The sequence below is a fragment of the Desulfoscipio geothermicus DSM 3669 genome (genome assembly GCF_900115975.1).
Lineage (GTDB): Bacteria > Bacillota > Desulfotomaculia > Desulfotomaculales > Desulfallaceae > Desulfoscipio > Desulfoscipio geothermicus.
Window position 1 is genome coordinate 1 of sequence record NZ_FOYM01000012.1, and the last position, 23,463, is coordinate 23,463.

Annotated in this window: 24 protein-coding genes and 1 riboswitch; of the genes, 5 read left to right on the forward strand and 19 right to left on the reverse strand. The window is 53.0% G+C overall.

Annotation, left to right across the window (positions count from 1 at the left end; genetic code table 11):
• Positions 1-175: 175 nt before the first annotated feature.
• From BM299_RS08505 to rsmD, 3 genes are read right to left on the reverse strand one after another with little or no spacing between them, the layout of a single operon-like run.
• Entirely contained in the window at positions 176-628 is a 453-nt protein-coding gene (locus BM299_RS08505; RefSeq protein ID WP_092483053.1) for an ATPase, read from the reverse strand.
• 20 nt (positions 629-648) lie between these two features.
• On the reverse strand, positions 649-1,131 hold the full coding sequence (gene coaD / locus BM299_RS08510) for a pantetheine-phosphate adenylyltransferase (protein WP_092483054.1): 483 nt from the start codon (positions 1,129-1,131) through the stop codon (positions 649-651).
• Positions 1,122-1,697: a 16S rRNA (guanine(966)-N(2))-methyltransferase RsmD gene (gene rsmD / locus BM299_RS08515; RefSeq protein ID WP_092483055.1), complete on the reverse strand. Its 576-nt coding sequence runs from the start codon at positions 1,695-1,697 to the stop codon at positions 1,122-1,124. Before rsmD ends, coaD begins: the two co-directional genes overlap by 10 nt.
• Positions 1,698-1,903: 206 nt before the next feature.
• Here rsmD and gpr point away from each other — a divergent pair, with 206 nt between their 5' ends.
• On the forward strand, positions 1,904-2,854 hold the full coding sequence (gene gpr / locus BM299_RS08520) for a GPR endopeptidase (RefSeq protein ID WP_425429481.1): 951 nt from the start codon (positions 1,904-1,906) through the stop codon (positions 2,852-2,854).
• A 130-nt stretch (positions 2,855-2,984) separates the two neighbouring features.
• On the opposite strand, the gene BM299_RS08525 is transcribed toward gpr, so the two are convergent.
• On the reverse strand, positions 2,985-3,242 hold the full coding sequence (locus BM299_RS08525) for an alpha/beta-type small acid-soluble spore protein (protein WP_092483056.1): 258 nt from the start codon (positions 3,240-3,242) through the stop codon (positions 2,985-2,987).
• 152 nt (positions 3,243-3,394) lie between these two features.
• Positions 3,395-5,482 carry an ATP-dependent DNA helicase RecG gene (recG, locus tag BM299_RS08530; protein ID WP_092483057.1) on the reverse strand — a complete coding sequence of 696 codons (2,088 nt, stop codon included), beginning with the start codon at positions 5,480-5,482 and terminating at the stop codon, positions 3,395-3,397.
• A gap of 100 nt (positions 5,483-5,582) precedes the next feature.
• Between recG and rpmB the strand changes: the two genes are divergently transcribed.
• On the forward strand, positions 5,583-5,774 hold the full coding sequence (gene rpmB, locus BM299_RS08535; protein WP_092483058.1) for a 50S ribosomal protein L28: 192 nt from the start codon (positions 5,583-5,585) through the stop codon (positions 5,772-5,774).
• Positions 5,775-5,957: 183 nt separating this feature from the next.
• On the opposite strand, the gene BM299_RS08540 is transcribed toward rpmB, so the two are convergent.
• From BM299_RS08540 to ribD, 5 genes are all read right to left on the reverse strand, one after another.
• Positions 5,958-6,998, reverse strand: coding sequence for a nicotinate phosphoribosyltransferase (locus BM299_RS08540; protein WP_207545158.1), 1,041 nt, complete (start codon positions 6,996-6,998; stop codon positions 5,958-5,960).
• 31 nt (positions 6,999-7,029) lie between these two features.
• Positions 7,030-7,500 (reverse strand): 6,7-dimethyl-8-ribityllumazine synthase, encoded by a 471-nt coding sequence (ribH, locus tag BM299_RS08545; RefSeq protein WP_092483059.1) that lies wholly within the window; start codon positions 7,498-7,500, stop codon positions 7,030-7,032.
• Between the two features lie 36 nt (positions 7,501-7,536).
• Positions 7,537-8,757, reverse strand: coding sequence for a bifunctional 3,4-dihydroxy-2-butanone-4-phosphate synthase/GTP cyclohydrolase II (locus BM299_RS08550; RefSeq protein ID WP_092483194.1), 1,221 nt, complete (start codon positions 8,755-8,757; stop codon positions 7,537-7,539).
• Between the two features lie 77 nt (positions 8,758-8,834).
• Positions 8,835-9,497 carry a riboflavin synthase gene (locus BM299_RS08555; protein ID WP_092483060.1) on the reverse strand — a complete coding sequence of 221 codons (663 nt, stop codon included), beginning with the start codon at positions 9,495-9,497 and terminating at the stop codon, positions 8,835-8,837.
• A 15-nt stretch (positions 9,498-9,512) separates the two neighbouring features.
• The gene (gene ribD, locus BM299_RS08560) at positions 9,513-10,634 is read right to left on the reverse strand and encodes a bifunctional diaminohydroxyphosphoribosylaminopyrimidine deaminase/5-amino-6-(5-phosphoribosylamino)uracil reductase RibD (RefSeq protein ID WP_092483061.1); all 1,122 of its coding nucleotides are present in this window, start codon (positions 10,632-10,634) and stop codon (positions 9,513-9,515) included.
• Between the two features lie 108 nt (positions 10,635-10,742).
• A riboswitch (FMN riboswitch) is annotated at positions 10,743-10,870 on the reverse strand.
• 263 nt (positions 10,871-11,133) lie between these two features.
• On the opposite strand from ribD, the gene BM299_RS08565 reads away from it, so the two are divergent.
• From BM299_RS08565 to BM299_RS08575, 3 genes are read left to right on the forward strand one after another with little or no spacing between them, the layout of a single operon-like run.
• On the forward strand, positions 11,134-12,336 hold the full coding sequence (locus BM299_RS08565; RefSeq protein ID WP_092483062.1) for a quaternary amine ABC transporter ATP-binding protein: 1,203 nt from the start codon (positions 11,134-11,136) through the stop codon (positions 12,334-12,336).
• Positions 12,326-13,156 (forward strand): ABC transporter permease, encoded by an 831-nt coding sequence (locus BM299_RS08570; protein ID WP_092483063.1) that lies wholly within the window; start codon positions 12,326-12,328, stop codon positions 13,154-13,156. The genes BM299_RS08565 and BM299_RS08570 overlap by 11 nt, the downstream gene beginning before the upstream one ends.
• Positions 13,157-13,196: 40 nt before the next feature.
• Positions 13,197-14,090, forward strand: coding sequence for a glycine betaine ABC transporter substrate-binding protein (locus BM299_RS08575; RefSeq protein ID WP_092483064.1), 894 nt, complete (start codon positions 13,197-13,199; stop codon positions 14,088-14,090).
• Between the two features lie 126 nt (positions 14,091-14,216).
• Here BM299_RS08575 and BM299_RS08580 read toward each other — a convergent pair whose 3' ends face one another.
• The 9 genes from BM299_RS08580 to BM299_RS08620 form a co-directional block, all read right to left on the reverse strand.
• Positions 14,217-14,921, reverse strand: a complete 705-nt coding sequence (locus tag BM299_RS08580; protein WP_131820624.1) for a hypothetical protein — start codon at positions 14,919-14,921, stop codon at positions 14,217-14,219.
• Positions 14,922-15,015: 94 nt separating this feature from the next.
• On the reverse strand, positions 15,016-15,741 hold the full coding sequence (locus tag BM299_RS08585; RefSeq protein WP_092483066.1) for an amino acid ABC transporter ATP-binding protein: 726 nt from the start codon (positions 15,739-15,741) through the stop codon (positions 15,016-15,018).
• Entirely contained in the window at positions 15,738-16,406 is a 669-nt protein-coding gene (locus BM299_RS08590; RefSeq protein ID WP_092483067.1) for an amino acid ABC transporter permease, read from the reverse strand. Before BM299_RS08590 ends, BM299_RS08585 begins: the two co-directional genes overlap by 4 nt.
• Before the next feature lie 220 nt (positions 16,407-16,626).
• Positions 16,627-17,499, reverse strand: coding sequence for an ABC transporter substrate-binding protein (locus tag BM299_RS08595; RefSeq protein ID WP_207545159.1), 873 nt, complete (start codon positions 17,497-17,499; stop codon positions 16,627-16,629).
• Between the two features lie 455 nt (positions 17,500-17,954).
• Complete coding sequence (locus BM299_RS08605; RefSeq protein ID WP_092483069.1) at positions 17,955-19,901, reverse strand: acetate--CoA ligase; 1,947 nt, start codon at positions 19,899-19,901, stop codon at positions 17,955-17,957.
• A gap of 359 nt (positions 19,902-20,260) precedes the next feature.
• Entirely contained in the window at positions 20,261-20,383 is a 123-nt protein-coding gene (locus BM299_RS20205; protein ID WP_281246365.1) for a hypothetical protein, read from the reverse strand.
• An 89-nt stretch (positions 20,384-20,472) separates the two neighbouring features.
• Positions 20,473-21,150, reverse strand: coding sequence for a TrkA C-terminal domain-containing protein (locus BM299_RS08610; protein WP_092483070.1), 678 nt, complete (start codon positions 21,148-21,150; stop codon positions 20,473-20,475).
• A 57-nt stretch (positions 21,151-21,207) separates the two neighbouring features.
• Positions 21,208-22,911 (reverse strand): ABC-ATPase domain-containing protein, encoded by a 1,704-nt coding sequence (locus BM299_RS08615; protein WP_092483071.1) that lies wholly within the window; start codon positions 22,909-22,911, stop codon positions 21,208-21,210.
• 74 nt (positions 22,912-22,985) lie between these two features.
• Positions 22,986-23,399 (reverse strand): chemotaxis protein CheW, encoded by a 414-nt coding sequence (locus tag BM299_RS08620; protein WP_092483072.1) that lies wholly within the window; start codon positions 23,397-23,399, stop codon positions 22,986-22,988.
• Positions 23,400-23,463 lie beyond the last annotated feature (64 nt).

Sequence of the window (23,463 nt, forward strand, 5' to 3'; positions counted from 1 at the left end):
ATGACCCAGTATAACTACCCGTTCTGCGCATTATGCAGGACCGCCAAATTCGGCCCGAAGCGAACCTTAGTCCCGTCGACGCGGAGATTTTGAACGCAGCGGGGAACAACCCGACCTGCACGCTTTTCATCCTCTGTTGGTGCCGCGATAGCGGCATGAAAGTCTGTCCCCTTTTTTATTCGGTTTTCATCCCCCGCAGTTCGTCCCGGCCCGCCTGAATCTGTTGCAAAATATTATTCAACTTATCCTCCAGCCCGGCCAGGATATCATCGGCATAATCCCTGGCACCCTGCTTTATTTGCCGGGCTACTTCTTCATTGCGCAACCGGATCTCATCGGCCATTTCCTGGGCCTTACGCATAATCTCGGACTCTACGGCCTGTTTCTCCAGGTGTTTTTCCGCGTCCTCAATAATACGCAGCGCCTCGCGCTTGGAATCGTTGATCACTTTGTCCCTTTCCTGGATGACCCACCGGGCCTGGCGCAATTCTTCCGGCAAGGATGTTCTGATGCGATCCAGGTAGTCAAGCAACCTGTCCTCGTCTACCAAAACCCGCTTGGTCATGGGAACTTTGGGGCTGCTCTCGATTAATTCCTCCAGCTCATTTAATACATTAAACAACTCCACAACGGATCCCTCCCCGCCCGTTATCTGGATTTGAATTTACTCTGCAACCGTTCCCGGATAACCGGTGGCACCATATCCTTGACACAGCCGCCAAAATAAGCCACTTCCTTGACGGCACTGGAACTGATGAAGGAAAATTCCGCCCTGGTCATAAGAAAAATGGTTTCTACAGATGTTTGCAGCTTCTTATTGGTAAGGGCCATCATAAACTCATTTTCAAAATCGGATATGGCCCGCAGGCCCCTGATGATGGCCTGGGCTTCTTTTTCTTTGGCATAGTTCACCGTCAGCCCGTTAAAAGTATCAATTACTACATTGTAAAAAGGCTGCGTCACTTCCTTGAGCATGTCCAAACGCTCTTCAACCGTAAAAAGAGGTTTTTTACCCGGATTTAATGATACTGCAACAATTAATCTATCAAATAAAACAGCCGCACGCTCAATGATATCCAGATGGCCGTTGGTTACTGGATCAAAACTGCCCGGGTAAACTGCTATTCGCAAAACATGTCCTCCTCTGTATCGGGTTTGCAGAATACAAGCGCCGTATCCCCGTACTTTTCCCGACGCCACATTGTAAACGCGCCCGCTTTTTCGGGTATATTTTCGTTTGCTGCAATTTCCAGCACCAGGATACCGTTTTTGCGCAGCACGGGGACTTTACTTAAAATATTCAATACCCTGGCCGCCTGTCCCTGCCGGTACGGCGGGTCGGCAAAAATAATATCAAAAGTTATATGCTGCCGTGACAATATTTTCAGTGCTGCTTCAACATCCCGGGTGATTATTTCAGCCCCGGCCTGCAGGCCGGTCAATGCTATATTCTCCATTAAAATACGCGCCACCGGCAGATTCTTTTCCACAAAAACCACTTTGCCGGCACCGCGGCTGAGCGCCTCAATGCCCACCCCGCCGGTCCCGGCGTAAAGGTCAGCAAAAATACTGCCGGGCAGCCGGCTGCCCAGGATGTTGAACAGCGACTCCTTCACCCGGTCCGCCGTAGGCCTGACCGGCAATTTTCCCGGTGATTTAAGCCGCCTTTTTTTGGCGATTCCGGCAATAACGCGCAAAAATTCTCCACCTTTCCATAAACTACTTAATTATATCATAAAGCACTGAAAAAATCGATTTTTGATATACTTCAAACATTATCATGCTCTATTTTTACCTAATAAACCTGCATATAATTACCGAAAAGGGTAAATATAATTTTTAAATTGATGAAGTAAGCATAAACGGGATTTCCAAACAGTACGGCAAGAGGAGTGACATTAAATTGGACAGTAAATTTTTGAATAAAATGGGGATTACCCTTGACCTGGCCCTGGAAGCCCGGGAAATTATCCGCGGCGAAACAGGCCAGGAAATTCCAGGCGTACGCATGGACCGGGAATCTTATGACAACGCCAACGTAACCATCGTACATATCGAGGATGAAGCGGCCCAGACCATCATGGGTAAGCCGGTGGGCACATACGTAACCGTGGAAGCGCCCGTTATCAAGCAGAACAACCAGCAGGCGCACAAGGAAGTTACGGAAATCCTGGCGGAACAGTTGAAAAAAATGATCGACCTGCCCATGGAATCAAATGTCCTGATAGTGGGGCTGGGTAACTGGAACGCCACGCCGGACGCGCTGGGACCCCGGGTGGTGGACAAGTGCCTGGTAACGCGGCATCTTTTTAACTATGCCCCCCAGGAATTACAGGGCGGCATGCGCCCGGTAAGCGCACTGGCACCCGGCGTGCTGGGACTTACCGGCATCGAGACGGCGGAAATTATCCGCGGCGTGGTGGAAAAAACCCGCCCGGCCCTGATCATTGCCATTGATTCACTGGCCGCGCGCAGCGTAGAACGCATTTCCACCACCATCCAGTTGGCCGACACCGGCATCAACCCCGGTTCCGGCATCGGCAACAAGCGGGCCGGCATTAATCAGGAAACCATGGGAGTAAGGGTCATTGCCATCGGGGTGCCTACCGTCACCCTGGCCGCCGTCATCGCCCAGGACGCCATAGAAAAATACATCCAGAGTACGGGTGGGCAGCTTGGAGACGCCAGCCTGGCCATTAAAAAGGTTCTGGAACCCTTCGGGGGCAACCTGACGGTCACGCCGAAAGAAATTGACACTTTAATAGAGGACACCGCCCAAATTATTGCCGGCAGTATCAATATGGCCATGCACCCCGGGATCAGTCCCCAGGATTATGCTTATTACCTACATTGACGTAAGCGCAAAAACAAGCGGTCCTAAAAGCCGCTTGTTTGGTAAAGCCCTCTGTCAGGTGACCTTGTACAAAACCGCTAAAAAACGACCACCTGACAGAGGCTTTTTAATTGTTAAATCTACTCAACCACTAGGGAGTGGGGTTCTGATTGGTTACCTGCGGAGTGGGAGGCTGCTGCCCCTGGGCCAGGCTCTGCTCGTAGGCGGCGATCATTTTCTTGACCATGTTACCGCCAATAGCTCCGTTGATCCTGGAAGGCAGGTCACCCATGTATCCACCCTGGGGTACTTGAATGCCCAGTTCCCTGGCGGTTTCCCACTTGAACTGCTCCATACCCGCGGAAGCTTGCGGGATCAGTTTCTTGTTGGTCCTTTGTCCTTCAGCCATGCTTTCACCTCCTTGTTTTTAGGTTAGAAGTAGTATTGTTTTTTTTTTAACCATTTATGTGAGGTACATTTTGCCCCGTTTGGTTTATGACATTATTTTAGATAATAACGTGGCAAAGTTAGCAAAAGATAAAAATGTTTTTGTTTTGACTGCTAACTAATGTGATAATAACTTCTCCGGCTGCGTTCTTCGCGCTGCAGGTAAAACTTGAGCGGCAGGTTTTCTTCCGCGGTAAGCGCGGGGTCGGAACGGATTACCGCCATGGCCCGGCTGCGGGCCGCCGCCAGCAGGTCGCGGTCCCGCAATAAATCCGCCAGCCTGAACTCGGGCACGCCGGACTGTTTTACGCCGGCCATATCGCCCGGCCCCCGGATTTGCAGGTCCCTCTCGGCCAGGTAAAACCCGTCCTGGCTGGCCTTCATGGCCTTGATCCGCTCCGCCGCCTCTCTGGAACGCAGGCGGGCCGCCAGGATACAGTGCGAAGGCCCACCGCCCCGGCCCACCCGGCCCCGAAGTTGATGCAGCTGCGCCAGCCCGAACCGGTCGGCATCAATAATTACCATCACGGTGGCGTTGGGTACGTCCACCCCCACTTCGATCACCGTTGTACTGACCAGCACGTCAATTTGCCCGGCACGGAAGTCATACATCACCTGCTCCTTTTCGTTTCTTTTCATGCGCCCGTGCAGTAGGCCCACCCGGCACCCGCGCAATTCCTCATCCGCCAGGCACCGGTACAAATCTTTCGCTGCCTGCAGGTCCAGATTTTCCGATTCCTCCACCAGCGGACATACCACGTAGGCCTGGCGTCCCGCCGCCACCTGCTTTGCCACAAATTCATATACCCGGGGCAATTCTTCCGGGGCCACGAAATATGTGCGGATGGGCTGCCGCCCGGGGGGTAGTGCGTCGATCACCGAAATATCCAGGTCACCGTAAACAGTCATGGACAGGGTCCTCGGGATAGGCGTGGCGGTCATAATCAGCACGTCCGGGCATGCCCCCTTTTGCTGTAGGGCGCCCCGCTGCCTGACACCAAAACGGTGCTGCTCATCTATAACCACCACGGCCAATTTATGGAACTCCACATCCTCTTGCAGCAGGGCCTGGGTGCCCACCACCACGGGTATTTCCCCGGCAGCGACCTGTTCCAGCAAGGCCCGGCGCTCCTTCCCCGGCATGCCGCCGCCCAGGTAAGCCACCCGCACGCCCAACGGCGCAAGCGACCGGGACAGGGACAGATAATGTTGTTCCGCCAGCACTTCGGTGGGGGCCATAAACGCCCCCTGCAGGCCGCTTTCCACCGCCCGCAGCAGGGTCAATACCGCCACCACCGTTTTACCCGACCCCACATCGCCCTGCAGCAGCCGGTTCATCGGGTGGGGACTGTCCATGTCCGCCATGATTTCAGCCACCACCCTTTCCTGCGCACCCGTAAGTGCAAAAGGCAAACCGGCCAGATACTGCTCATGTAGTTTTCGCCCTATAACATAACGATGTGGCTTTTCCATCTTGACGTAATTGTTTCGCAACATGGCCAGTCGCAATTGAAACAGAAATAATTCCTCATAAATGAAGCGCCGCCGCGCCCGTTCCGCTTCGGTGCTGTTCTCCGGAAAATGAATCTGCCAAAGCGCCTCGGGCAGTTCCGGCAGGTTCTCCCCTTCTACCAGCCGCCGAGGTAAAAATTCCCGGTAACTGTTTCCCCACCGTTCCAAGGCGGCGTGTACAAAGAACCGCAGCATCCGCTGCGTAACTCCGGCCGTGGCCGGGTACACCGGCACAATGCGCCCGGCGTGCAGCGCAGCGCCATCACCCGTTATTATTTCAAAATCCTGCACCTGCACTTGTACCGCCCCGAATCCCCGTTCCAGCTTACCGCTAAGCAGCACCCTGAGGCCCGGTTTCAACAACTTTTTTACATGTGGTTGGTTGAACCATACAGCATAGAAAACACCTTGCGGAGAATCCACGGCCACTTTGGTAAGGGTTAAATTTTTACGCGGGCGGGTGTCCTGGCCGGTCAGCACCCGGCCGGCCACCGTCACCGTTTCACCGCCGGGCCGGTCAAAGGGGGAAACCAATTTGCTACGGTCCAAGTATTCCCGGGGGAAATGGTATAGCAAGTCATGTACGGTGAATATCTTCAACCGGCCCAGTTGCTCCGCGCGGCGCGGCCCTATTTTTTTTACGTATTTGACCGGAGTGGTATAAGGATCGTCAACATGCGTATTACCCATTTTACATTTCTCCCAAATTCCCAATGTCAAGATCTTCTTGCAGAGCATGCCCGGATCTGATAAAATGTAAAAGTGTTGTTGTAAAGAGGAGGTGTTGAATATGGCCAGGAAATGCGCAGTTTGCGGCAAAGGAGTTGCCGTCGGCATGAAAGTCAGCCACTCCCATATCCGCACCAAAAAAACCTGGGCGCCCAACCTGCAAAGGGTTAAAGCTATCGTGGACGGCGCACCGCGCCGCGTCATGGTTTGCACCAGGTGCCTCCGCAGCGGTAAAGTGCAGCGGGCTATATAATTTTATCAACAGTTTTAAATAAAAAAAAGGGATAAGGCAAAAAAAAGGGGACTGGCTCCTTTTTCGCTTTTGAAAAAGGTGCCTGTTCCCCTTTTTTTTTGCCAGCACCGTAAAAGGGGACTGGCTCCGATTCGTTTTGTGAATCGGTGCCTGTCCCCCTTTTACGGAGCCAGTCCCCTTTTTTTATATTATCCGTTGAAGATCCGGCGCGTCGGTAAGACCGGGTATCCTGCCCCGCTTGGCCACCGGGCGGCCGTTGACCGCCTTGATGTCCATGGTCATATCGATGGCCCGGGCGCCGGAAATGTAACTGCCCACGCCGAAGGCGTCGGCGCCCGCCTCAATTAAAAGCGGGATGCGCTCGGGGGTAATACCACCGGATACGAATATTTTAACCTGCGGGTAACCGGCCTGCGCCAGGCGGGCCATGACCTCACGCACCAGCCCCGGGGTGACGCCCCCCCGTTCGCCGGCCGTATCCAACCTGACGCCCTGCAATTTATCCCCCAGCGCCTCGGCCACCCGCAGCGATTCCTCGGCCTCATCCTTAAAAGTATCCACCAGTATGATCACAGGCGCATCAGGCGGCATGATTTGCTGGTAAACCCGGGCCACTTCCACAGTGTCGCCGACAATTAACATCACGGCATGGGGCACCGTACCCAGGGGTTCCTGCCCGGCCAGCTTAGCCCCCAGTATGCAGCTCGCCCCGTCTGCGCCCCCGATAATGGCCGCCCTTTCCATCACAGGTGCCACCGCCGGGTGCACGTGCCGGGCGCCAAAGCAGACCACCCTTTTGTCCCTGGCCGCTTCGCGGCACCTCCTGGCCGCCGTCGCCCAGCCGCTGGAACTGGCCAGGGCGCCTAAGACAGCGGTTTCATAAATGCCGAATACGTCGTAGGCACCGGTAATGCGCATTACTACCTGTTTCTCTTCAATTTGCGCCCCTTCGGGCAGTGCCCAAACTTCCACGGGCAACCCGGCCAGCAAGTTTTTAACTTCCGTCGTCCCGGCCAGCACGCCGGACCCGCCGGTGAAAATCTCCGCCGTCACCTGAGTTTTTTCCAGCCCCATGTGCCTGAGAATTTCCCTGGTGCGAATAAAGTAAATATCGGTAGTCAGCCCGCGGGCGATTTCCTCATGGTTGGCGGAAAACAACCGCCGCCGGGGCTCTGTTTTATACGCCGCCACTTCAGCCAGGTTTTGCAGTGTTTTTATATCCATTTCCACTCCCTCAAATGCCGCAATCCGGTTTTTAGGCGCCCAGTACCCTGGTCAGATTGGCCATTTCAATGGCGGTAACCGCCGCATCCCAGCCCTTGTTCCCAGCCTTGGTCCCCGCCCGTTCCACGGCCTGTTCAATGGTATCGGCGGTGATGATTCCGAAAATGGTCGGGGTGCCGTAATCCAGCCCCACCTTGGCTATCCCCTTGGATACCTCGGCGGCAACGTAGTCAAAGTGTGGCGTAGCGCCGCGAATCACCGCCCCCAGGCAAATTACCGCATCGTATTTGTTCAAACCCACCATGCGCCGAGCCACCATGGGGATTTCAAAGGCTCCGGGCACCCAGGCCACTTCCACGTCCTGTTCATCCACGCCGTGCCTGTGCAAGGCGTCCAGCGCCCCCGAAAGCAGCTTGCTGGTGATAAATTCGTTAAACCGGCCCACCACAATGCCGAATTTTAAGCCCTTGCCCACCAGGTGACCTTCATAATGTTTTGGCAACTCGATCCTCTCCTCTTACAACTATTTCGTTATTTTTTAAGACGACTTTTTGCTCACATCTTCAATGGAAAGCAAATGACCCAACTTGCGCTTCTTGGTGCTGAGGTAGAATTTATTTTCCCGCTTCGGGCAGATTTCTATGGGCACCCGGCCCACCACTTCCAGACCGTGCCCCTCAAGCCCGGCGATTTTCCTGGGATTGTTGGTCATCAGCCTGATTTTGCTCAGTCCCAGGTCAGCCAGTATCTGGGCTCCGATACCGTAGTCGCGCAAATCGGCGGGAAATCCCAGCGCCTCGTTGGCCTCCACCGTATCCTTGCCCTGGTCCTGCAACCTGTATGCCCTGATTTTATTGGAAAGACCGATGCCCCGACCTTCCTGCCGCATATAGAGCAGTACCCCGACGCCTTCCTTTTCAATCATTTCCAGCGCCCGGGCCAGCTGGTCGCCGCAGTCACAGCGGGCCGAGCCGAAAACGTCGCCGGTGAGGCATTCGGAGTGCACCCGGACCAGCGGCGCTTCGACGCTGCTCAGATTACCCTTGACCAGAGCGATATGTTCTTTTTTATCCAGCAGGCTCTCGTAGGCCACGGCCACGAAATGGCCGTAACTGGTGGGCAGCTTGGCTGAGTCTACCCGGCGGATCAATTTTTCGTGGTGGCGCCGGTATTCGATCAGATCGGCGATGGTTACCAGCTTCAGCCCGTGGGTCTTGCAAAATTCAATCAACTCGGGGACCCGGGCCATGGTTCCGTCGTCTTTCATAATTTCGCAAATAACGCCCGCCGGATACAGGCCGGCCAGCCGGGTTAAGTCCACCGCCGCTTCAGTGTGCCCGGCCCGCCGCAATACGCCGCCTTCTTTGGCCCGTAGCGGAAAAATATGCCCCGGACGCCTGAGGTCATCCGGCTTGGTGTCGGGGTCAAGGATGGCCCGCACGGTGGCCGCCCGCTCATGCGCCGAAATCCCGGTAGTGGTTTCCTTGTAGTCAACGGACACGGTAAAAGCGGTGCCGTGGGGGTCGGTGTTGTTGGTAACCATAGCCTGCAGGTCCAACTCGTCCAACCGGGACCCGACAATGGGCATGCAAATGAGTCCCCGGCCGTAGGTGGCCATAAAGGCGATGGCTTCCGGAGTGACCTTTTCCGCGGCCATAATCAGGTCGCCTTCGTTTTCCCGGTCTTCGTCGTCAACTACCACCAACATTTTGCCCTGTCTGATATCTTCAATAGCTTCTTCAATTGTGCTAAACGGCATATTTTTCATTCCTTCCCTGGATTTTATCGTCGCTTGAATGCGGTAACTTTACACCGGGGCGTGGGGGTCGATCCTTCTTACACAAACCCGTGCTCGGCCAACAGATCGGCGGTAAGCCCTTTTGACGGCGCTTTTTCGCCTTCTTCCCGCTGCCGCGCCCCGAGCCAGCGTTCCACATACTTGCCGATCATATCCCCTTCCAGGTTGACCCGGTCGCCCGGCTTTTTCTCCCCCAGGACCGTGGCATGCGCGGTATGGGGAATGAGGGAAACCTGGAAAGAGTCCTCGTTGAAATCCACTACGGTCAGGCTGGTTCCGTCCACGGCCACCGAGCCCTTTTTGATAATGTAGCGCATCACCGCTAAAGGGGCGGCAACGGTTATTAATGTGGCTATATCGTGTCGTTCCTTCTTAATAATGGTTCCCACTCCGTCGATATGGCCGCTTACCAAGTGCCCGCCCAGGCGGTCGCCAAGCCGCATGGCCCGCTCCAGGTTAACCCGGTCGCCGGCCTGCAATTCGCCCAGGTTGGTCTTGGCCAGCGTTTCCGCCATTACATCGGCGGTAAAGGTGCCCTCATCGAAGGTGGTAACCGTCAGGCACACCCCATTGACGGCGATGCTGTCACCGGTTTGCATGCCGCCCATAATCAGGCGGGCCCCGATTTTCAAGTGTGCCGAATCAGCGCCCCGGCGCAGCGAAATAAGTTTGCCCTTTTCCTCTACCAGTCCGGTAAACATAATCAACCACTCCGTTTATTTCGCGTATCCTTCCAGGCAAATATCTTCTCCAAAGCGGTAAATGGTGATGTCTTGCACCTGTAGCGCATCGTTTAAGCGGGAAAACCCCGACCCGCCCACCGGCCCCGGTGCTTCGGCGCCGCCGATGATTTTGGGAGCCATGAACCAGTACACCTTATCCACCAGGTTGGCTTTTACAAATGAGCCATTTATGCGAGCGCCCCCTTCCACCAGTACGCCGGTGATTTCCCGGCGGCCCAGTTCCCGCAGCAGCAGCGCCAGATTTACCCCGGCGTCCTCCCGGGGTACCTCGATGATTTCAGCGCCGGCTTCCTGCAATGCCCGCACCCTTTCCGGCGGCGCCCCGGGCGTAGTAACTATAATGGTCGGGGCCCGGGACGCCTGGGTGACCACTTTGGCGTTCTGCGGGGTCCTGGCGCGGGAGTCCAGGATGACCCGCACCGGGTCCCTGCCTCCGCCAGAGGGCAATCTGGCGGTCAGCGACGGGTTATCGGCCAGCACCGTGCCCACCCCCACCAGGATAGCGTCATAACGGTCCCGCAGGTGGTGAACGTATTCCCGGGAATAGGGGCCGGTGATCCACTGCGATTCACCCCCGGCGGTGGCTATCTTACCGTCCAGGCTCATCGCCGTTTTTAACACGACAAAGGGTAGGCGGGTGGTTATATATTTAATAAATACTTCATTAAGTTTGCGGGATGCTTCCTCCAGCACGCCGGTTTCCACCTGCAGCCCGGCTTCCCGCAGTCTTTGCACGCCCTTGCCGGCCACCAGCGGGTTGGGGTCGGACATGGCCAACACCACCCTGCTTATCCCGGCCTCAATCACCGCCTCGGTGCAGGGACCGGTGCGCCCGTGGTGACAGCATGGCTCCAGGGTGACGTATAAAGTTGCGCCCCTGGCACTGTTTCCCGCTTCCCGCAGCGCATGCACCTCGGCGTGCGGGGTCCCGGCCCGGGCATGGTACCCCCTGCCGACCACTTCACCGCCGCGTACCACCACGGCGCCCACCATGGGATTGGGGCTGGTGCGCCCCATCGCTTTGGCCGCCAGGTCCAGAGCCATCTGCATGTAATATTTGTCTGCGTCTTTCAACTGCCCACCTTCTTTGCCCATAGCATTACAAAACCCTGAAGAAAAAATAATTCTTCAGGGCATTCAACCATAAGGAAAAAACCGGCAAGACACATGTTACCCATACGGGCATAATACACCTTGCGGCAAAACAACCTTCTCCCATCCAGACTATACTGTCGGCTCCGGAATTGCACCGGATCAACCCATCAAGGGCTCGCGGGCTTGGAATACTCCTTACCGCCGGTACGGAATTTCACCGGTCCCTGAAGGTCTTTATTTTATTTATGTTAATTATAGTAACATGTCAAAACCATGTCAATATTCATTGACGGTCAAAAAAACTGCAATAATATGGACAATTAATTTACTGTTTGATACAATTAACCGTACAGCCAACAACTTCTCTTTTATTTTTAGTTTGCTTGACTTGACAAAGAATTGATAAAGATGTCAGAATGGCAAAATAAAAATTAAACCTTCTTAAAATAATAAATACAAATCTTCATTTAAAATTTGTACCGGAAAGGCTGAATACAACATGGCTAAAGTTATAGTGGAGAACCTGGTTAAAATTTTCGGCGATAACCCCGGTAAAGCACTGAAAATGCTGGAGGAAGGTAAAAGCAAGCAAGAAATTTTGGAAGCTACCAGGTGCACCGTAGGGGTATACAATATTTCTTTTGAGGTTCAGGAAGGTGAAACATTTGTCTTGATGGGCCTGTCCGGCAGCGGTAAGTCAACCCTGCTGCGCTGCCTCAACCGGTTAATTGAACCCACCGACGGCAAAATACTGATCGACGGCGAAGAGATTACCGGCGTTGATGATAAAAAACTGCGCCAAATACGCCGAAATAAATTAGGCATGGTTTTTCAGCGTTTTGCCCTGTTCCCCCATCGCACGGTAGTGGACAACGTGGCTTACGGTTTGGAAGTGCAGGGGATGGAAAAGGAAGAAAGACTGGAGAAAGCCCGCCGGGTACTGGAAGTGGTGGGACTAAAAGAGTGGGAAAACAGCATGCCCTCCCAACTCAGCGGCGGAATGCAGCAAAGGGTGGGCTTGGCCCGGGCGCTGGCCAGCGACCCGGACATTCTGCTGATGGATGAAGCCTTCAGCGCCCTGGACCCGTTGATCAGAAAGGGTATGCAGGATGAGCTGCTCTCCCTGCAGGCCACCCTGAACAAAACCATCATTTTTGTTACCCACGACTTGGATGAAGCCTTGAAGATAGGCGACCGCATCGCGCTGATGAAAGACGGGGCCATTATTCAAATCGGCACTTCGGAAGAAATCCTGACCAACCCGGCCAACGAATACGTGGAAAAATTCGTGGAAGACGTGGACATGTCCAAGGTGCTCACCGCCGAAGGGGTAATGAAAAAACCGGATGCCGTGGTCACCCTGAAAGACGGTCCCCGCCAGGCCATGCGCCGGATGAAGGAAAACGGTATATCCAGTATATTCGTAGTCACCCGGGACAGAAAATTGTCCGGCCTGGTAATGGCCGAAGATGCCCTGAACGCCGTGGAGGCACATCAAGATCATCTGGACGAAATAATTATCAAGGATATCCCCCGGGTATCCCCCGACACCCCGCTTACTGACTTGATCCCCATCATAGCGGAGTCCAGGTACCCCATTGCGGTGGTGGACGAGCAAAACCACTTGAAAGGCATTATTGTACGGGGCGCCGTGCTGGCCGGCATGGTGCGAAAGGGGGATAACGGGCAGGATGTTGCCTAAAATTCCAATTGGAGAATGGGTTGACCTGATAGTAATCTGGGCGCAAAACAATTTGACGCCGCTTTTCGACGCCATTGTGGTGGTTATTAATTTTATCGTCAGCAGCCTGACATTAATCTTATTAACCCCACCGGCCTGGGTAATCATTATTGCAGCCCTGGCGCTGGTCTGGTTTTTGGCCGACCGTAAAACCGCCATCGGCACGGCGCTGGGGTTGCTGCTCATTTATGACCTGCGCATATGGGAGCCGTCCATGAATACCCTGGCCATGGTTATTTCAGCCACCATTGTGGCATTGATCGCAGGCATCCCCCTGGGGATCTGGACGGCCCGCAACAACACCGTGCACAAAATAGTCATGCCCGTGCTCGACTTCATGCAGACCATGCCGCCCTTTGTTTACCTGATTCCGGCGGTATTCTTCTTCGATATCGGCACCGTACCCGGCCTTGTGGCCACGGTGGTGTTTGCCATGCCGCCGGCCATCAGGCTCACCGGCCTGGGCATCCGGCAGGTGCCGGTGGAACTGGTGGAAGCCGCCGAGGCGTTCGGCTCCACCGAATCGCAAAAACTGTATAAAGTCCAGTTACCGGTGGCCATGCCCACCATCATGGCGGGGGTAAACCAGTGCATCATGCTTTCCCTCTCCATGGTGGTTATCGCAGCCATGATCGGCGCCGGCGGTCTGGGTTCGGAGGTGCTGCGCGGCATTCAGCGCCTGGATATTCCCGTTGGCTTTGAAGGAGGTCTGGCCATTGTAATAATCGCCATTATCCTGGACAGGATCACCCAAAGTTTTACCAATAAAGGGAAAGCATAAAGTTCCCTTTTTGTAAAATTCAAGAAAAAGGAGGATAAAAATGAAAAAGCTGTTTAAGGTACTGTCCCTCATGGCAGTGCTCGCCATGCTGACAGCGGTGCTGTTCGGCTGCGCCCAGGGCGGCGAGGAAAAGAAAGAAGGCGGCGAAGGGGCCAAGGAAGGCAAAGGCAAGGTAACCCTTGGCTACGTTGAGTGGGATTCCGAAATTGCCAGCACCCACGTGGTAAAGAATGTCTTGATAGACATGGGGTATGATGTAGAAACAGTGGCCGTGGACGCCGGCGTGATGTGGACCGGCATCGGCGACGGTGATTTTGACGCTATTGTTTCGGCCTGGCTGCCCGGCACCCACAAGGATTATTACGAAAAAGTCAAAGACAAAGTTGACAACCTGGGACCCAACCTGGAAGGGGCCAAAATCGGCCTGGTGGTGCCCGAGTACGTAACCATTAACTCAATCGAAGAAATGAACAGCGTCAAGGAAAAGTTTGACGGTAAAATAACCGGCATTGAGCCCGGTGCCGGTATCATGCGGGCCACGGAAAAGGCCATCCAGGATTACGGACTGGACTTCAAGCTGCAGGACAGCAGCAGCGCCGCCATGGCCGCATCCCTGAAAAAAGCCATCGACAACAACGATTGGATTGTGGTTACCGGCTGGACGCCTCACTGGAAGTTCGCCAAGTGGGACCTTAAATACCTGGAAGACCCCAAGGGTATCTACGGCGGTGAAGAGCATATCGCCACCATCGTCCGCCCAGGCCTGAAAGAAGACATGCCCGAAGTTTATAGAATGCTCGATGATTTCCACTGGGCGCCCGCCGACATGGAAGCTGTCATGCTGGACATTCAGGGCGGTATGAGCCCCGATGAAGCGGCCCAAAAATGGATTAAGAACAACCAGGACAAAGTAAACGAGTGGATCGGCAAGTAAGACACTACTAAAAGGAGACAGCCATTTTAAGCTGTCTCCTTTTCAGTACCACCATCGCTGTCACATATTTTTTAATATTTTTGGCATATTGACTTTAATGCTCATTTGTTCTTCAAACACAACCCTTCAAGCAATGTCTGATTTGCACAGGGTGCTCCTGTACCTGTGCAGATCCGAAATAATGCCGTCTATACGATCAATGGTGGCTTGATTTTTCCAGTAACCGTCGGCGCTTGAGCAGCGATTCAAACCGGCGTACAGCACACTCAGCCGCAAGTGCAGGCGTCTGGGCAGCAAAGCGACGTCAGCCCCCATTTTATGCCATGCTTCAGTAGTAAAAATGGACCCTTTTTTATTTTTACTCCCAGACTTGTATTTTTCCGTTTTTCCTTGCAACAGGTCATTGACAATATGCCGGTTTTTTTTCAGTTCTTCCAGCAATTCATCAATGACAAACAACCTTTTTTCGGTCACTTCCTGTATCCTGATCACCTGGTAATACCAGACCGTCACAATAACGCCAAAAAGGGTTAACAGCCCCCCAAGGGCGGCATCGTTGAATCCCCTGGCAAATTCCGGCTTATTGACGTGCTCCCCCAGGGTGGCAAACAAACTGGGGAAAATACCGGACAGCCATTGGGAATTGGCGATAATCACAATCAGCTCCCTGTTCAGGGATAAAATAACCCAGATAATTACCGGACTAAAAATTATTACCAGACAGGTCAGCAGCCTCTTTATAAATCGCAGCATCTTACGGAATATACGGTTGGACATGGCCAGAAATAATTTTTTCAGGGACACTTTCTCCTGTTGAACGGTCTCTTTCAAAACTTGATCACCCCGGGGCATAATAAAAAAGCCACCGTACATAGAACCGGCGGCTTTTTTATTATTTCTCCGGTGCCAATTTTTATCCAACCACCTACGCCAGCACCTGGCCTAAAAATTCCTGGGTGCGTACGTGCTGTGGGTTGGTGAATATTTCACAAGGTTTACCCTCCTCAACAATTTTGCCCTCATCCATAAAGAAAACCGCATCCGCCACTTCCTTGGCAAAACCCATCTCGTGGGTGACCACCACCATCGTCATGCCTTCCCTGGCCAACTCCTTCATGACCTGCAATACTTCTCCCACCAGTTCCGGGTCTAACGCCGAAGTGGGTTCGTCAAACAACATGATTTTGGGATTCATGGCCAGTGCCCGGGCAATGGCCACCCGCTGTTTTTGGCCGCCGGAAAGCTGGCAGGGGTAAACATCCGCCTTATCCGACAGGCCCACTTTTTCCAGGAGATACGAGGCCGTTTCCACTGCCTCCTGCCTGGGCATTTTTTTTACAAAAATGGGTGCTTCGATCACGTTTTCCAGCACCGTCTTATGCGGAAACAGGTTGAAATGCTGAAAAACCATCCCCACGTCCTGGCGTATTTTATTTAAGTCATCCTTTTTGGGGTCCACGCTTTTGCCCATAATCTCCACCCGGCCGCTGTCGTTCAACTCCAAAAAGTTGATACACCTTAATAGCGTACTTTTTCCGGAACCGCTGGCCCCTATCAGGACCACCACATTGCTTTTATCCACAGCAAAATCAACATCCTTTAAAACATGCAGCGAACCAAAATATTTATTCAGACCCTTTATTTTTATCACTTGGCATCCCCCCCGTTCTCAACGTTTAATTTCAGTTCCAACTTATTAACCAGGAAAGTAAATATGATCACCAGCACCAAGTAATAAAATCCCGCCACCAGGTAGGTTTCAAAGGGCTGAAAGTTTTCCGCCTGGGCGTAAAGGGCCGTGCCGTATATTTCAGCTACCCCGAGATAGGCTACCAGGGAGGAATCTTTGAGGCCGATGATAAACTGGTTGCCCAGGGGCGGGATGGCCCGCTTGAAGGCCTGGGGCAGAATAATGCGCCGCATGGCCAGCGGATAACTCATACCCAGCGAACGGGCGGCCTCCATCTGCCCCCGGTCAATGGATTGAATAGTACCGCGAAATATTTCTGCAATGTAGGCTCCGGCGTGGATGGCCAGCGCCAGGGAACCCGCCCAGAAGGCAGGGAGCACCACGATTTTGATAATGCCGAAATACAGGAACATCAACTGTACGATCAGCGGCGTGCCCCGGATAACGGTGATATATAACTGGGCGATGCCGTACAGCACGCGGTTGCCGGATATTTTAAAAAACGCAAAAACCAGACCGATCAACATAGCCAGTAATAGCGAAACAAAGGTCAGTTTTAATGTAACTGTCGTTGCTTGCATAAAAGCTGCGGCGTTTTCCATGAATATTTCGTAGATTGCCGTCATTCCGTCACCTCTACTTGTTATAACTATCTAAAGCTGTGGTATTGCTAGAGCGCTCACTCCAATGCTTCGCGCGTGATGCGCACCACGGCTTACTTCGGACCGGATTACCGGCGCTACGCAAGTCGTTCGCTTATGGGCAATACCATAGCAGTCAATTGTTTAAGTATGGCTGAACAAGCTAGGGGTACGTTTAAAGAAAACGCACCCCAGCCAATATAACTTACTCGCCCAGAATACTGCGGCCGAACCACTTATTGCTGATTTCTTCGTAGGTACCGTCCTCGATCATTTCTTCCAGGGCGGCGTTGATTTTGTTCAACAGTTCGGCATCACCCTTTCTGACGGGAATGGCCATCTCATCCACCCACAGTGGCTCGCCCACATCTTTAATCTCCAGTCCGTCCTTCATAGCCCGAAAACCAACCATCTGATCGGTGATAACGGCGTCAATGCGACCGGTGGTCAGGTCCTGCAGGGCGACGACGTCGCTGTCGTAGCCGATAACCTTGTCCTCACCGGTATACTCGAGGGCCACATCCCGGAAGGTACTGGCCTTTACGACACCAATTTTCTTGCTTTTAATATCGCCCGCGCTCTTTATGGTATCGTTATCGGCGCTGACAAATACCTGGGCGCCCGAGCGATAATAGGGCCGTGAAAAGTCAACCTGTTCTTTACGCTCTTCCGTTATGGCCATACTGCCGATAATGGCGTCGTATTTACCTGCCTTCAAGCCCTGAATGATGGTTTCCCAGGGGTTGGTCACCGGGTTTGGTTCCATACCCATGCGCCTGGCAATTTCAGCGCCGATTTCCACATCAAACCCGACCAGCTTTCCGCCTTCCTTGTAATTAAAGGGCTTGTACAGCCCGCTCATGGCGTAAGTAAACTTGGCTTTTTCCGCCATCTGACCCTGTTCTTGGCTTTCACCCGCAGGTTCCTGCTTACCACCGCAACCCGCGGTCAGTAACGCAATCCCCATTACGAGCACTGCCAGCATAAACACCCACTTAAATTTTTGCAAAATAATTTCATCTCCTTTTAATTTATTTTCAGTTAGTTTGATGATTAAAAAATCACTTATTAACGGCATCCACCTCCCCTGAAAAAATTTATTATTATTACTTGCCGCTACCAATCATTTTGCAATAATTTTAAGGTTGGTGGCAACTGTATTTCAATAAATAAGTTGCTTGTTTGGATAAAAAAAATTGGACGATCTTAGTAATACGGTTTTCTTCACACCTTAGCCCATTGTAATATACTTTATATATCCTGTAAACAAACCGGGAAAGTTATATTCGCCCTTCAGCGCTTAACCCATAAATTCATATCCTCAAATCTGCCGCCTATATGACAATTATTTAAAAATCTTCCCGTATACATATTGAGCCAAACGGGGTGATGTCTTTGAATGATGCAGCACAATTCCGGGGTTACGCGCTGGGGCATGACCACCGGGGTGCGGGTGCCAATACAAATAATTTTCACATGATCAATAGCCGCTAAATAAAAAAAGCCCCAAAAGCTGGGGCTTTTCACACAGTTTTATCCTTTCATCTTGTCTATGGCTTCTTTGATTTCCGCAATGGAAGCCTCTTCTTCGATGGTGGACAGGTCGCCCAGTTCCTTGCCGGACCAGAGGGTCTTCATTACCCGACGCATGATCTTGCCGGAACGGGTCTTTGGCAGCGTGCCCACGAACTGGATATCCCTCATCACCACAATGGCGCCCATAGTATTGCGCACGTGGGCGATCAGTTCCTTTTTCATTTCTTCCGAGGGCTCATAGCCCTGCTTGAGCACCACGAAGGCACAGGCCACCTCGCCCCGCAACTCGTCAGGCACCCCGGACACACCGGCCTCCACCACCGCCGGGTGACCGATCAGGGCGCTTTCCACTTCCACGGTGCCGATCCGGTGCGCGGCAATTTTAATGACCTCGTCAGACCGGCCGGCAAAGAAGATATACCCGTCCTCGTCCATGTACGCGGCATCGCCGCAAAGGTACTTGCCCTTGGTCACGGGCAGGCGTTCCCAGTAATTGTACAGGTAGCCTTCGGGGTCGCCCCACAGGGTGGAAACAAGACCCGGGAACGGCTTTTTAATGACCACAACGCCCTTTTCGCCGGGCGGCAGCGGATTGCCGTCCTTTTCGTCCAATACCTCGGCCACCACGCCGGGCACCGGAATATGCGCCGATCCCGGTTTAATGGGTATTATGCCCAGGCCGTAGGGGTTGGCGAAAATGGGCCCGGAGGTCTCGGTCTGCCACATGTGGTCCATAACCGGAACCTTGTTTTCAAAGACCTGCTCCTGCAGCCAGGACCAGGCCGGCGGGTTCAATACTTCTCCGGCGCAGAATATTCTCTCCACCGAACTCAGGTCGTGCTTGCGCGCTTCATCAATGCCCAAACGCATCAGCCCGCGCACACCGGTGGGAGACAGCCACAGCGCCGTAGCCTTGTTACGGGAAGCCACGCTCCACCACATATCCTTGTTGGGGTAGTCCGGTGTGCCTTCGTAGAGTACAGTGGTGCAGCCGGTCAGCAGCGGGCAGTACACGTTGTAGCTGTGCCCCACAATCCACCCGATATCGGATGTGCAGAACCAAACATCGCTGTCCCGCAGGCCGTAAATCCATTTGCCCATGCTATAAATATAGATCTGGTATCCACCGTGTTTTTGCACCGTTACCTTGGGCTTGGCCGTGGTGCCGGAGGTGGGCAGCAGGAACAGCGGGTCGTTGGAGTCCATAATCTCGTATGCGTCACTCTGTCCCTCGCCGCCGGCCAGGAACTCGTCCCAGTAAATATCCCGCCCTTCGGTCATGGGATACTCCCGGTCGGGGTTCTTACGCAGCACAACCACCTTTTGAATCAGGTCGGGCGGGCACTTGGCAATTCCCTCATCGACAATGGGCTTGAGTTCCACGGGCTTGCCCCGCCTGGAACCTTCATCCTGGGCCAGCACGTACCGGGCGCCGGAAATTTGCAAGCGGTCGGCCACGGCATTGGATGAAAAACCGGCGAAAATAACCACATGGATGGCCCCTACCCGGGCGCAGGCCAGCATGGCCGCCACGGATTCGATACCGGTGGGCATGTAAACAGCCACCCGGTCGCCTTTTTTAACCCCCAGGCCCCGCAACGCCCGGGCGTATTGCTTGACCAACTCGAAAAGCTGGGCATAGGTCACCGTCCTTACCTCGCCCGTTTCCCCGGACTCGGCAACGATGGCCGCCCGGCCGGCCCGGCCCTTTTCAATATTATAATCCAGGCAGTTATAGCTGATATTTGTTTGTCCACCGATAAACCACCGGAAGGTGGGATAATCCCATTGAAATACCTGATCCCACTTTTTAAACCACTTAATTTCGCTCATGGCTTGTTCGGCGGCATGCCCCCAGAACCCTTCGGTATCCTCCGCCGCCCAGTCGATAAATTTTCTTACGTGCGGTGGTATTAAACCGGTACCTACTTTATTTTTTTCCATAAAAAAATATCCTCCCCGGCGATATAAAATAAAAATTATTCTTATCTTTTACTGTTAGGTCTATTACTCAAGTAGTTGACGGATTGACAAAAACAAGCCTTATAAAGCCAGGCTCACCCCCTTTTTATGAATTTTCTAAATATATTATATTTTCATTATATAATATATTTTTATTTTATTATAACATTGTCCCTAATTAAATATATTTCTGCCGGAATGCTGAAAATGACATCTTAATGGTAACTTGCGTAAATTAAAAATAACTTATCCCGTCACGCTTCTCTGCCGGCAAATGAAACTGAAAATAAAAAGGAACCCTTTTGCCGCTTTCCGGTTAAGGGTTCCGGTCAAGATAAATATTATTCCGTTTTATCCTGATCTTCCGCTGCAATCAGCTCGCTATGTTCCTGTTCCTTTTTTCTGCTTTCACTCATTTTTTCTGCATAATCCCGAGCTCTTTTCTCAATGTCCTTAAAGCCCATCCATACACCCCCCTGAGTGTTTGGGATATATTATTGGCAATTTTTTTTCATTTTATACCTTGCTTGCCAGAAAAACGGTGGCACTTCATCTATGGCTGATGGTAATAATCTTCCTGTCCTACGTGCTCCGGAGCAATTTCCTCTCCGGTAACCAGTTGATAAACCATGCCGGCCGCTTCGTGGGTACCCACCACCATCAGCACGTCCCCGGCCTGCAGGGTGGTTTTCGCTTCCGGCGAAACCATTTCATGGCCGTTGCGGTAAATAGAAAGAATGGTCGCTCCCGTCCGGGCCCTGAAGTCCGCTTCGGCCAGCGTTTTTCCCAGTAAGGGTGAATCCGGCGGAACGGATATCTCCTCAAGTTTTTGCAGCCTGCCGGCCATTTTAAACGTGTAATCCAACAGCTGGTTTGTAAGCTGATCTATTTCGGTGTTCAATTGCTCCCTTTCCCGCAACAGTTTTGTCAACCGCTCCTGGATATCCAGCAAAACCTTTTTCTGATTGTAATCGGCCAGGTATTCGCGGGCGGCCCTGTCCGATTTTACCACCACGCCCACCCCGGGCATAACATCGACAATGCCCCGCTCCTGCAGCAGCGTCAGCGCCCGCCTGATGGTCTCCGGTGAAACATTGTATTTCCCGGCCAGAGTGGACCGGCCGAAAATTTTTTGTCCAATGCGATATTCGCCACGTACTATGCGGGTGGCAATATCCACTGCGATAGTAATATATCTTGCCAGGTAGGCCTGGTGACGTTGTCCTTGCATCGGGTTTTCCCTTCCTTATTAATTGTTTTCAATAAATACCAAGACAGCGGTCAGTGTCTATTTGACCCGCAAACCGCGGTACCTGTTGAAAGCCGCCATGACTTCGTATTTGCGGGGCAGCGCAAAATCGCCCGGATGCTGCCCCATAAAAGCGGAGATAACGTCCAACCCCTCCTTTTCGATATCTTGCAATACTTTATGCGTTACCTGCGCCAGTGTTGTTTTGCCGTCGATGTATTTACGCGCATATTTCATAATGGCTGCCAGCGCAGCCGTCTGACTGTTGTCCACCAGCTGTTCTACATTTTGCAAATCCACATTCTCCCGGCCCAGCTGTATGTCATCCAGTCCCCGGGACTTGACCTTATCCTTGCTTTGCAGCCGAAAAGCTTCCGGCAGCGGAATGCGCTCCCGCACCGTTTGCAGCGGCGCTTCCACCTCCCGACTGCGCTCACCCCGCATACCATAAGCAATTTCCCGGGCCCGGGCGGTAACATCCCGGGGCAGGTAATTGTGTATCATTATTACATTATCCGCCACTTCGAAGTAATCGCCCGACCCGCCGACCACCAGTATTGTTGAAGTATTAAAATTATCCAGCAAATCCCGCACCCTGTCAATAAAGGGCGTGATGGGTTCCATTTCCCTGGCCACCAGCCGCTGCATCCGACCGTCCCGGATCATAAAGTTGGTGGCGCTGGTGTCCTCGTCCAGCAGCAATAGTTCCGTGCCTGCTTCCAGGGCTTCCACTATGTTGGCGGCCTGGGACGTGCTGCCGCTGGCGTTGGCGGTGGAAAAATTACGGGTATCCTTGCCAAATGGCAAATTATTGATAAAGCCGCTTATATCCACCCCTACTACGCTGCGCCCGTCTTCGGCCCTTATTTTTACGGCGTCCGACACGGTAATCACGAATTCCCGGCCGTCTCCCGGAATATGGTTGTAAACGCCCCGTTCAATGGCCCGCAAAAGAGTGGACTTGCCGTGATACCCGCCTCCCACTATCAGGGTAACTCCCCGGGGGATACCCATACCGCTGATCCGGCCCCGGTGGGGCAGGTTTACACTCACCGTATATTCTGGCGGGGAACGAAAGGGCACCACGTTTTCCCCTTTAAGCGGCAGGTCACTCACACCGCTTTCCCGCGGCAGCACGGAACCGTCGGCCACAAAGGCCACCAAACCCATTTCCGGCAATTGCCGCCGCAAAGCCGCCTGGTCCCGGGCCAGCTCAATGTGCACCTGCAAACGGTTACGGTCCAGGTTTTTAAAAACCAGTGAGTGGCGGACTATTTCCGGCAGACTTTCAAGCAAGATTTCCCCGGCTTCCCCGGCCAGCACGGTCCTGCCCCGGGCTGGCAGGCCCACCACAAACCTGGCCTCTACAAACCGGTCGCCCGCCACCATGGAGGTACGTTCCAGCACCTCCTGCCCGGGCCGGTCAATGGATATGATGCCGCTTTTGCCGGTGCCCTTTCTTTCCGAGTAACGCCGCACCACTGCCGCAAAACACCTGGTGAGATAATCTTCCAAAGCTATCCTTTCCGTCCGGGTGCGGTAATATTCCGCAGGAAAACCCGCCACCTCCCGGGCCAACCTGACCCGCATGCGGCTCGGTGGAGCAAAGGGGTCGCTTTGCACGTGATCTATATACAGGGTGAAAAAGTCAAATTTATATGTACCGGCCAGGGACTTGTAGGCCCCATAGCCCTTGCGATCTATACCGGCCAATTTGCGCCGCAAATCGTTGCTGGTTTGCATGATAACACCTACCTAAAAAAACACACTTTCACTAAATAAGCCGGCTTTCCGTGTTCCGGATCACCGGCTTTGGGTTACAATACCTTGGCCAGATTGAGCAGCAACCAGAGATCGTCTCCCTTTTTCACCACACCGCTGATGAAATCGACATTATCACCGTCCACCACCGGCGGGTCTACCTCATCGCTGGTATACCGCCCCACCTCGTGCACATTATCCACTATCATGCCCACTTTTTGCCCGCTGTATTCCACCACTATAATACGGGAGGAATCATCATAGTCCTTAACCGACAAACCCAGGCGCCGGTTTAAATTAATTACCGGAACAATACTGCCCCGCAGATTTATGATTCCCTCGACATAATCCCTTGTATTGGGCACATTAGTAATATCAGTCATGCGGATAATTTCCTGGGTATCCTGAATGGGCAGAGCATATAGTTGATCAGCCAGCTCGAAAATAACCAATTGACCTTCATTTTGCATAAAAACCACCCGCTCCCGGCTTTAGTTTACCTCTTAATTATATGACAAATATTCTCTATTTCCT

Bases quoted from the DNA above. Each gene is read 5' to 3' on its own strand.
- BM299_RS08565 (WP_092483062.1), top strand. From the start codon at position 11,134: ATGGCTAAAGTTATAGTGGAGAACCTGGTTAAAATTTTCGGCGATAAC.
- ribD (WP_092483061.1), bottom strand. From the start codon at position 10,634: ATGGGCAAAGAAGGTGGGCAGTTGAAAGACGCAGACAAATATTACATG.
- BM299_RS20205 (WP_281246365.1), bottom strand. From the start codon at position 20,383: ATGGGCTTTAAGGACATTGAGAAAAGAGCTCGGGATTATGCAGAAAAA.
- BM299_RS08555 (WP_092483060.1), bottom strand. From the start codon at position 9,497: ATGTTTACCGGACTGGTAGAGGAAAAGGGCAAACTTATTTCGCTGCGC.
- rpmB (WP_092483058.1), top strand. From the start codon at position 5,583: ATGGCCAGGAAATGCGCAGTTTGCGGCAAAGGAGTTGCCGTCGGCATG.
- BM299_RS08540 (WP_207545158.1), bottom strand. From the start codon at position 6,998: ATGGATATAAAAACACTGCAAAACCTGGCTGAAGTGGCGGCGTATAAA.
- BM299_RS08620 (WP_092483072.1), bottom strand. From the start codon at position 23,399: ATGCAAAATGAAGGTCAATTGGTTATTTTCGAGCTGGCTGATCAACTA.
- BM299_RS08575 (WP_092483064.1), top strand. From the start codon at position 13,197: ATGAAAAAGCTGTTTAAGGTACTGTCCCTCATGGCAGTGCTCGCCATG.
- BM299_RS08550 (WP_092483194.1), bottom strand. From the start codon at position 8,757: ATGCCGTTTAGCACAATTGAAGAAGCTATTGAAGATATCAGACAGGGC.
- BM299_RS08570 (WP_092483063.1), top strand. From the start codon at position 12,326: ATGTTGCCTAAAATTCCAATTGGAGAATGGGTTGACCTGATAGTAATC.
- BM299_RS08595 (WP_207545159.1), bottom strand. From the start codon at position 17,499: ATGCCGTTAATAAGTGATTTTTTAATCATCAAACTAACTGAAAATAAA.
- BM299_RS08590 (WP_092483067.1), bottom strand. From the start codon at position 16,406: ATGACGGCAATCTACGAAATATTCATGGAAAACGCCGCAGCTTTTATG.
- recG (WP_092483057.1), bottom strand. From the start codon at position 5,482: ATGGGTAATACGCATGTTGACGATCCTTATACCACTCCGGTCAAATAC.
- BM299_RS08525 (WP_092483056.1), bottom strand. From the start codon at position 3,242: ATGGCTGAAGGACAAAGGACCAACAAGAAACTGATCCCGCAAGCTTCC.
- BM299_RS08605 (WP_092483069.1), bottom strand. From the start codon at position 19,901: ATGGAAAAAAATAAAGTAGGTACCGGTTTAATACCACCGCACGTAAGA.
- BM299_RS08610 (WP_092483070.1), bottom strand. From the start codon at position 21,150: ATGCAAGGACAACGTCACCAGGCCTACCTGGCAAGATATATTACTATC.
- BM299_RS08615 (WP_092483071.1), bottom strand. From the start codon at position 22,911: ATGCAAACCAGCAACGATTTGCGGCGCAAATTGGCCGGTATAGATCGC.